The sequence below is a fragment of the Trinickia sp. genome, from assembly GCF_051961175.1.
GTDB lineage: Bacteria > Pseudomonadota > Gammaproteobacteria > Burkholderiales > Burkholderiaceae > Trinickia.
This window is the reverse complement of the sequence record NZ_JBQCDN010000298.1, coordinates 1-7,545: the sequence shown is the minus strand read 5'-3', so window position 1 is coordinate 7,545 and position 7,545 is coordinate 1. Positions and strand designations below refer to the sequence as shown.

General features: G+C 62.4%; 10 protein-coding genes. 4 read left to right on the top strand and 6 right to left on the bottom strand.

The window, feature by feature from the left end; translation table 11 throughout:
* Positions 1–194, bottom strand: a 194-nt coding sequence (locus ACTHL0_RS18120; protein WP_440568207.1) for a hypothetical protein, incomplete at its 3' end; no start/stop codon positions are given.
* A gap of 159 nt (positions 195–353) precedes the next feature.
* On the opposite strand from ACTHL0_RS18120, the gene ACTHL0_RS18115 reads away from it, so the two are divergent.
* Positions 354–740 carry a hypothetical protein gene (locus tag ACTHL0_RS18115; RefSeq protein ID WP_440568206.1) on the top strand — a complete coding sequence of 129 codons (387 nt, stop codon included), beginning with the start codon at positions 354–356 and terminating at the stop codon, positions 738–740.
* Between the two features lie 80 nt (positions 741–820).
* Here the strand turns inward: ACTHL0_RS18115 and ACTHL0_RS18110 are convergent, their stop codons facing one another.
* The gene (locus ACTHL0_RS18110) at positions 821–1,591 is read right to left on the bottom strand and encodes a helix-turn-helix transcriptional regulator (protein WP_440568205.1); all 771 of its coding nucleotides are present in this window, start codon (positions 1,589–1,591) and stop codon (positions 821–823) included.
* Positions 1,592–2,062: 471 nt separating this feature from the next.
* Between ACTHL0_RS18110 and ACTHL0_RS18105 the strand changes: the two genes are divergently transcribed.
* Positions 2,063–2,572, top strand: coding sequence for a TonB family protein (locus tag ACTHL0_RS18105; RefSeq protein WP_440568204.1), 510 nt, complete (start codon positions 2,063–2,065; stop codon positions 2,570–2,572).
* A 335-nt stretch (positions 2,573–2,907) separates the two neighbouring features.
* A complete protein-coding gene (locus ACTHL0_RS18100) occupies positions 2,908–4,224 on the top strand; it encodes an MFS transporter (RefSeq protein WP_440568203.1) in 1,317 nt (438 codons plus the stop codon).
* A gap of 40 nt (positions 4,225–4,264) precedes the next feature.
* Here ACTHL0_RS18100 and opgC read toward each other — a convergent pair whose 3' ends face one another.
* Complete coding sequence (opgC, locus tag ACTHL0_RS18095; protein ID WP_440568202.1) at positions 4,265–5,422, bottom strand: OpgC domain-containing protein; 1,158 nt, start codon at positions 5,420–5,422, stop codon at positions 4,265–4,267.
* A 232-nt stretch (positions 5,423–5,654) separates the two neighbouring features.
* On the opposite strand from opgC, the gene ACTHL0_RS18090 reads away from it, so the two are divergent.
* Positions 5,655–5,834 (top strand): hypothetical protein, encoded by a 180-nt coding sequence (locus ACTHL0_RS18090; protein WP_440568200.1) that lies wholly within the window; start codon positions 5,655–5,657, stop codon positions 5,832–5,834.
* A gap of 50 nt (positions 5,835–5,884) precedes the next feature.
* On the opposite strand, the gene ACTHL0_RS18085 is transcribed toward ACTHL0_RS18090, so the two are convergent.
* The 3 genes from ACTHL0_RS18085 to minD form a co-directional block, all read right to left on the bottom strand.
* Entirely contained in the window at positions 5,885–6,019 is a 135-nt protein-coding gene (locus ACTHL0_RS18085) for a hypothetical protein (RefSeq protein WP_440568199.1), read from the bottom strand.
* Positions 6,020–6,418: 399 nt separating this feature from the next.
* The gene (gene minE / locus ACTHL0_RS18080; protein WP_102608594.1) at positions 6,419–6,673 is read right to left on the bottom strand and encodes a cell division topological specificity factor MinE; all 255 of its coding nucleotides are present in this window, start codon (positions 6,671–6,673) and stop codon (positions 6,419–6,421) included.
* Positions 6,674–6,687: 14 nt separating this feature from the next.
* The gene (gene minD, locus ACTHL0_RS18075; protein ID WP_440568198.1) at positions 6,688–7,503 is read right to left on the bottom strand and encodes a septum site-determining protein MinD; all 816 of its coding nucleotides are present in this window, start codon (positions 7,501–7,503) and stop codon (positions 6,688–6,690) included.
* Positions 7,504–7,545 lie beyond the last annotated feature (42 nt).

Sequence of the window (7,545 nt, the reverse complement as noted above, 5' to 3'; positions counted from 1 at the left end):
CAACCTTTGCTGTCCGCCCAAGGACGCGCCTTTCTTTTGGTTACTTTTCTTTGGAAGTGCAAAGAAAAGTGACCGCCGCCCCGCGCAGGGGCAACGCTGGCAAACCGATAAGAAAACAGGTTCAACGACAAGACGTGAATCACGAACAAAAAAAGACCTGCGACGCACGTCGACACTGCGAGTGGCATACCCACGACCGATCTCCAAGCGTCTGAATCTACATAAAAGTGAACACGCGACCGCGCCCCCGAGCCACCATCATGTCCCGCGCTTAGACCCATGACCGGCGTGGCAACGCCGCCCCTCGGCAAACGCCACCCCCGCGGACGGTCGCCAAAAAAGGAGAACTCACGATGCCCAACCCTGTCATCCACGTGGCGAACCACGCCACGCTCCCCGTCTGTATTGCGCGCGATCCGAACTGGGATGATCAAGTGCTTCTCATCGGCGGCCGACCGTCCCGGCAGACGCGCTGCTTGGATCCGGGCGCGAATGCGAGCATAGGCATCCGCCTTGGTGCCGATACTGAGCCCGAAGAAAACTTGATGGGCGTGATCTTCGCCGATGCCAAGGACGTCGCGCATGGCAACGTGGGCGCTTACCACGCGACGATCGGGCACGATCCGCAAACGGGTTTGCTCGCCGTGACCGACGAGCATATCGCGGGGGTCCCATCCACCCGATACGAGGTTGCCAACCAGACGCAGTGGTCGATGGACATGACATTCGTCGACGCATAACCTCGCCCGCCCCCGGTGCCTGCCCCAGCGACCGGCAGCCCGGGGCAGGCAGCCGCCAGCGCGCCGTCAAACTCGAGCCACTATTTCAAAAGCCCCAATTCGATCGCTTTTACCGCCGCGGCGCGACTCGTGTTAACCCCCAGTTTCATTCGAATGTTCGCCAAATGGAAATTAATCGCCGATTGCGAGCAATCGAGAATGATGGCGATTTCACACGCAGTCTTCCCCAACACCCACCATTTCATGATTTCCGATTCACGCGGAGTGAACTTCGGCAATACCGACGAGAAATGCCGTTCGACATGCGGACGCGCCGTCTCCATCGCCACGTCTCGTATCCACCCGAGGCGCGCCAACTGAGCGCTGGCTTGGCGCTCGAGCGTTACCGTATCGGCGCCGCTGGCAAAACAGAGCATGCCGGTTCGGCCCCTCGGCCCGTGCAAGGGCAGCAGGACTCCCCAACGTCGTCTGTTCCCGTGCAGCCGCTCGTACAGCGCCCGCTCGGGTGGCTTCGCATACCATGCTTCGCTCCACAAGATCGGGCTCGCGTGCGCGAGCGCGTAGCTCAGCAAGGGACACGTCGCGGCCGATTTTGCATTCCGATAAAGCCGTCCGATGCTGGGTGCACAGTTACTGCGGACGAACGCATCGTCACAATGAAAGCCGCCCCCCGGCAACAAGACGAAGGTGGTGTCGTCGAACCCGTGGCTGCGCCCCACGCTCATCAGCGCGTCGAACCAATCGGACAAGACCACGGCATGACGCAACCGTGAGGCCGCCTCATCCATGGGATCGTCAGTCGCATTCTCGCCATCGAGGCGCTGTATCGAGTCAAGCGTCGCAAGCATCATTTATTAACGGCCTTCCATTGAATGGATGAGTGACCCATCCAAGAAAAGATTACCGAACAATGCGCTGCTTTACAAAAGCGTCATCGGGTCTTTTTCTCCGTATATGAGACTGCAATGCACAATGGCGGCCGATTCGATCGTCCCCGCCTCCGCACGTGAAAAGGCTTACCGTCATGCGGAATTGTCGATTGCCGGCAGCCTTACTTTGCTTGCACCTGCGCTGCCTCGGCCTCGCGCGCTGTCACTGAGCCGGATCTTCATCGAGACGCGGAACGGCAGCGCCCCGCGCTCGCCATTGAATTTCTGCAACGGATGCAGACATGCCGGCGTGCCCTCACCCGCACAACCACGCGCTGTGGGCTCGCGCACGAACGCTGCGCGAATCGGGATGCGCACGCGAACGCCTTTGACTACGCTGAGTGCATATCGCCTCGCGCTCGATCTAGCGCGCCCGTCACATCGCGACTCGCCATGACACTCGACCTCGTGCGCCGCCCCGCATTACGCGCCAGTGGACTCACCAGCCTCGCGCTGCTAAGCGCCTTGCTGTTCGCATCAGCCTGTACCTTTACGCCACCGACGCGGCCCGCCGCCGCTACCCTGCCGCCGCCCGCGGCAGTCAACAGCCTCACGCTCGATGAATATCGTGCGGCGATCGCGCAGCGAATCGTCGAACGCAGCCCGTCGTATGTCGAACATCAGCGTCCGCAAGCGATGCTGCGCTCGCTCGTCGTCGTCGCATTCACCGTCGATCGCAGCGGCAAACTCGTGCGCTCGTCCGTCTATCGCACGAACGGCGACGACGAGGCCGAAGCGACGGCGCTCGCCGCGTTGCGCCGCGCTGCGCCACTTCCGGCGCCACCGGCCAAACTCCTCAATGGCCGAGGCGAAGTTGAAATGATGGAGGACTGGCTCTTCAACGATGACGGCAAGTTCCAACTGCGCGAGTTCGCAGCACCGCAAGCGTTGACGTTCGACTAACCTCCGCGCCGCATCTCCGAGCGTTGCGGGCCGTCGTGCCCGCTCGCTATAATTTCCCGCACCGCGCAACCGGACCTTCCGGCCACGTTCGCGACGCCCCCTTATCCAGCGGGGCGCCCGCGGGCCCGACGCCGCCTCGCCCGCGCCATTCGCGCGCCTCGCTTGTCGAATCGCATTTCCGCTTTTCTCGTTGCCTGCGTACGCCGCGCATGCTTTCATGCGCAGAGCCGTGCGATCGTCACGTTGCGTCTCGTCCTAACCACCGGCGGAACGACCGCGCCCGCCGATGTTTCGCGTGCGCCCATGCTGCCACCATAACCACCGGAGACCCATTTATGTCCGCTTCGCCGTCATCGCCTGCCGCGACCGCCGTGTCCGACACGGCGAACGTATCGAGCCGTGCCCGCATCGTCTTAGCCAGCTTCATTGGGACAGCGATCGAGTTCTACGATTTCTACGTCTATGCCACCGCCGCGGCGCTCGTCATCGGCCCGGTATTTTTTCCGCATGGATCGGCGACGGCACAGGCGTTGTCGGCCTTCGTCACGTTCGGCATCGCGTTCATCGCACGGCCGATCGGCTCGTTTCTGTTCGGCCACTTCGGCGATCGCATCGGGCGCAAGTCCACGCTCGTCGCCTCGCTGCTCGTCATGGGCCTGTCCACCACGCTGATCGGCTTCTTGCCCGGCTACGATACGCTCGGCTCTTGGGCGCCGGTACTGCTGTGCATCTTGCGGTTCGGGCAAGGGATCGGGCTCGGCGGCGAATGGGGCGGCGCCGCCCTGCTCGCGACGGAGAACGCGCCCGCCGGCCGCCGGGGCTGGTTCGGCATGTTCCCGCAGCTGGGGCCATCGGTGGGTTTTCTGGCTTCGAACGGCTTGTTTTTCGCGCTCGCGCTCGGGCTCTCCGATACGCAATTTCGTTCGTGGGGCTGGCGCGTGCCGTTCATCGCCAGCGCGGTACTGGTCGCGGTGGGTTTGTATGTGCGGCTGAAGATCGCTGAGACGCCCGCGTTCCGCGCCGCCATCGAGCGCGCCGAGCGCGTGCGGGTCCCCCTCGTCTCGCTGGTTGCGCATCACAGCCGAGCGACGCTTGCGGGTTCGTTCGCGATGGTGGTCTGCTACACGCTCTTTTATATCTCGACCGTGTTCACGCTCTCGTACGGCGTCTCGACGCTGCACATCCCGCGGCAAAGCTTCCTCGGCATGCTCTGCTTCGCGGTGCTGTTCATGGCGCTGGCGACGCCCCTCGCCGCGTGGGCCAGCGATCGCTTTGGGCGCCGCCCGGTGCTGATCGCAGGCACGACCGCCGCGATCGCATCGGGTTTCGCCATGGCACCGCTCGTCGGCAGCGGCTCACCCGCGCTCATCACGCTGTTCTTGACGCTCGAGCTGTTCCTCATGGGCGTGACGTTCGCACCGATGGGCGCGCTGCTGCCCGAACTTTTTCCGACCGCCGTGCGCTATACGGGTGCCGGCGTAGCCTACAACCTGGGCGGCATCCTTGGTGCATCGGTCGCACCCTACATCGCTCAGTTGCTGGCGGCGCGCGGCGGGTTGGCGTGGGTAGGCGGCTATGTGTCGGCGGCGGCGGCCATCAGTCTCGTCGCCGTCATCGCGATGCGCGAAACGCGCGACGTTTCATTGTCCTGATCCGTTACTTGCCCGCAGGCCTGTCTGCTTATCAGCACGATTACCTGCCGCGCCCGTCATGCGGCGCGCGTCCGTCCGGCATCACGCGGGCGAGCCGCGCCGCTGGCGCCGCGACCCTGGCACCGCTGCCTCCCGTGCGCCTGGCGCGCCAATCCGCGGCGAGGCGAGCCAAGGCGAGCAGCGCCACCACGGCAACGATATCGCCGAAGATTCGTCCGAACCAATTCGTATCGGCATGCGCGAGACGGACACCCGAATCGACGATGATCGAAACCACCGTTCCGCCGACGAAACAGACGAGCCCCTGTTTGCCCACCGTTACGACCGAGGGCAGGCGCTCCGCCAACGTCTTCACCCAACCGAGCCGGACCGCTTGCGCACACAACCAGGCGAGCGCGAGAAAGCTGACGATGCGAACGCTCGCCAGGTTTTGCTTCATATAGCCCGGCGATGGATGCGTCTCGATGCACACTTTCACGAACATGAAGGTCAGCGCTAACGCAAAGGCCGCCGCTGTCAGCACGCGGCCGGCCTTCGATGTTTGCATCTGAACGGGCACGGGATGAAGGCGGCACAGCATGCCGAGCATAAACAGCAATTGCCAGGCGAACGGGTTGAACGGCCAAGCGGCGACGCCGGGCACCATCGCGGCCAGCCACGGAGCGGCCAACCACACGACGAGGCTGCCCGCAAAGCACAGGACGGGCTTGCGCCGGGCGAACGGAATGGCGAACGACACGCTCAGGGCATAGAGCATGTACATCGGCAGCACGGCGGACAGAAACGGCTGACGGCGCAGCATGGCGATTTCGCCGATGCCCCGGATGGGCTGGTGCGAGAAATCGATCCAGCCCGTCTCCGAGACCAGTTCGGAGGCGATCGGCAGCCTTGCAACCAGTGCGCCGCAAGCGAGCATCAATCCCGCCGTCAGCAAATAGGCGCGATAAATTTCCCACGCACGCCTGACGAAGCGGCGGCGCGCAGCCCCTGCGCCGCGGCGTGCCGCGAGGTTGGCATAGCCCGATGCAGACGCATAGCCGCCCAGAAAGACGAAAACCTCGGCCGCATCGCAATACGCGTAGTTGTGCAGCATGGCGTGCGACAGCACGCTCACGGAAATATGATCGATGGCGATCGCGATCAGCACGAGACCGCGCAGCAGATCCACTTCGATCGATCGTCCGGCGGACGAACTCATTGATAACACCCCTTGTTCTACGGCCGCTCTCTCGGCCCTCGTCAGTTGGTGCAACCCGCCCGCAAAAAATTCCTCGATTGAGTGCATTTCATCTCATGTTGCGACGGCACCCTTGCTTGCGTGCGACGAAAGTATTGGGACTTTTCCCGTCTTGCCCATGCATGGCGCGCGCCTATACTGCGCTCATGCACTGATCTGCATCGTTTTTTGCACATCCTCATGGGAGCTGACGATGAGCATCCGGATCGACAACGCCGACATCGTAGCCATCCTCGCGCTCGCCCTGCTGCTCGCGCTGTTGCTTGCCATACGATTCCGCCCGAAAACCTGGCTGGCGATGATCTTCGATGCCGTGTTGGCAAACGCCGCCGCGTTCGCTACGGTGATCGCGTTGGAAATGCTGCTGGCTTAACAGCCTCACTCGCGTTCGGACGCCGCCCCACCGCAAGTTCGGCGGCCGTTTCAGCGGTCGTAATAGTAGCCATGGTGATAGCCGCCGTAGTACCCGTAATAGCCGGGTGCCGGCGCGATCACACATCCCCCGAGCAACAACGCTGCCAGTGTGCCTGCGATCAAAAGTCCTATCGAGCGTTTCATATTGTTCTCCTGCGTCCTTGTTCATCGATTCGACGGCGTGTCGAATGAATGCGATTGAACCGCACGGCAGGCACACTGGGCGTTGCAATTTGTAAGCATCGGCCGGCGCTTATTACAACGATTACCGCTGTCGCAGCCGGCCCGTTGCGGCACGGCCGCGACACCGCTTCGGCCGCAATATCCGGCCACAGTTTTAACAGAGTCGTAATCCAATTGAACGGCCCACCATGGGAGTGCACGCAGCGAATGATGCGCTGCGCGGGTAGAGCCGTTATGGGAAGAAGAGCGCGCCGACGAAGGCGCGGCCGCGGCGGGGAACGACGCGACGCGACGCGCCAAGGATCGAATTGAATCGGTTCAAGTCGCGCGCCTGACCAGGCGCGGACGAAAGTGGCCTTATCAGGCCTGCGGGATTTCGATCTTGACCTCGAGCACTTCGAGATCGTCTTGCCGCTCCAGGCTGACGCGGATATCGTCGTCGGAAATCTTCACATACTTCGAAATCACCGCAACAAGTTCACGCTGTAGCGCAGGCAGATAATCGGCAGGCGGATGGCCACCGGCGCGCTCGTGCGCGATGATGAGCTGCAGGCGCTCTTTGGCGACCGCCGCAGACTTCTTCTTCTCGCCGAGCAAAAACGACAGAATCGACATAACGTACGCCCTCCTTAGCGAGTGCCGAAGAGGCGCTGCAGCAGGCCCGGCTTTTGGTAGTCGGTAAAGCGCAGCTCCTTCTCTTCGCCCAGGAAGCGTGCCACGACATCCTTGTACGCTTCGGCCACGTCGGTGCCGTCCAGGTGGACGGCGGGCAAACCTTGGTTCGACGCGTGCAGCACGGCTTCCGATTCGGGCACGACGCCGATCAAGTCAATTCGCAGGATTTCTTGAATATCGGAGAGCGACAGCATTTCGCCTTCGCTCACGCGCTTCGGGTTGTAACGCGTGATCAAGAGATGCTCCTTGACCGGATCCTTGCCGTCGATCGCGCGTTTCGTCTTCGACGACAAAATTCCGAGAATACGATCGGAATCGCGCACCGACGACACTTCTGGATTCGTCACGACGAGCGCTTCGTCCGCGAAGTGCATCGCGAGCAGCGCGCCCGATTCGATGCCGGCTGGCGAATCGCAAACGATGTAGTCGAAGCCCATACCGGCCAGATCGTTCATGACCTTCTCGACGCCTTCGAGCGTCAGCGCGTCCTTATCGCGCGTTTGCGAGGCCGGCAGGATGAACAGGTTCTCGCACTTCTTGTCCTTGATCAGCGCCTGGTTCAGGTTCGCTTCGCCTTGGATCACGTTGATGAAATCATAGACAACGCGGCGCTCGCACCCGAGGATCAGATCGAGATTGCGCAGGCCGACGTCGAAATCGATCACGGCCGTCTTGTTACCGCGCAGCGCCAAACCCGACGCGAAGCTCGCGCTCGTGGTGGTTTTACCCACGCCGCCCTTGCCCGAAGTCACTACAACGATTTTCGCCATTTCCCCTTACCCTGTATTCGTCAAATTCGTCCATTGAATCGA

Excerpts from the sequence above, each read along its gene's own strand:
- ACTHL0_RS18115 (WP_440568206.1), top strand. The coding sequence starts at position 354 with ATGCCCAACCCTGTCATCCACGTGGCGAACCACGCCACGCTCCCCGTC.
- ACTHL0_RS18110 (WP_440568205.1), bottom strand. The coding sequence starts at position 1,591 with ATGATGCTTGCGACGCTTGACTCGATACAGCGCCTCGATGGCGAGAAT.
- ACTHL0_RS18105 (WP_440568204.1), top strand. The coding sequence starts at position 2,063 with ATGACACTCGACCTCGTGCGCCGCCCCGCATTACGCGCCAGTGGACTC.
- ACTHL0_RS18100 (WP_440568203.1), top strand. The coding sequence starts at position 2,908 with ATGTCCGCTTCGCCGTCATCGCCTGCCGCGACCGCCGTGTCCGACACG.
- opgC (WP_440568202.1), bottom strand. The coding sequence starts at position 5,422 with ATGAGTTCGTCCGCCGGACGATCGATCGAAGTGGATCTGCTGCGCGGT.
- ACTHL0_RS18090 (WP_440568200.1), top strand. The coding sequence starts at position 5,655 with ATGAGCATCCGGATCGACAACGCCGACATCGTAGCCATCCTCGCGCTC.
- ACTHL0_RS18085 (WP_440568199.1), bottom strand. The coding sequence starts at position 6,019 with ATGAAACGCTCGATAGGACTTTTGATCGCAGGCACACTGGCAGCGTTG.
- minE (WP_102608594.1), bottom strand. The coding sequence starts at position 6,673 with ATGTCGATTCTGTCGTTTTTGCTCGGCGAGAAGAAGAAGTCTGCGGCG.
- minD (WP_440568198.1), bottom strand. The coding sequence starts at position 7,503 with ATGGCGAAAATCGTTGTAGTGACTTCGGGCAAGGGCGGCGTGGGTAAA.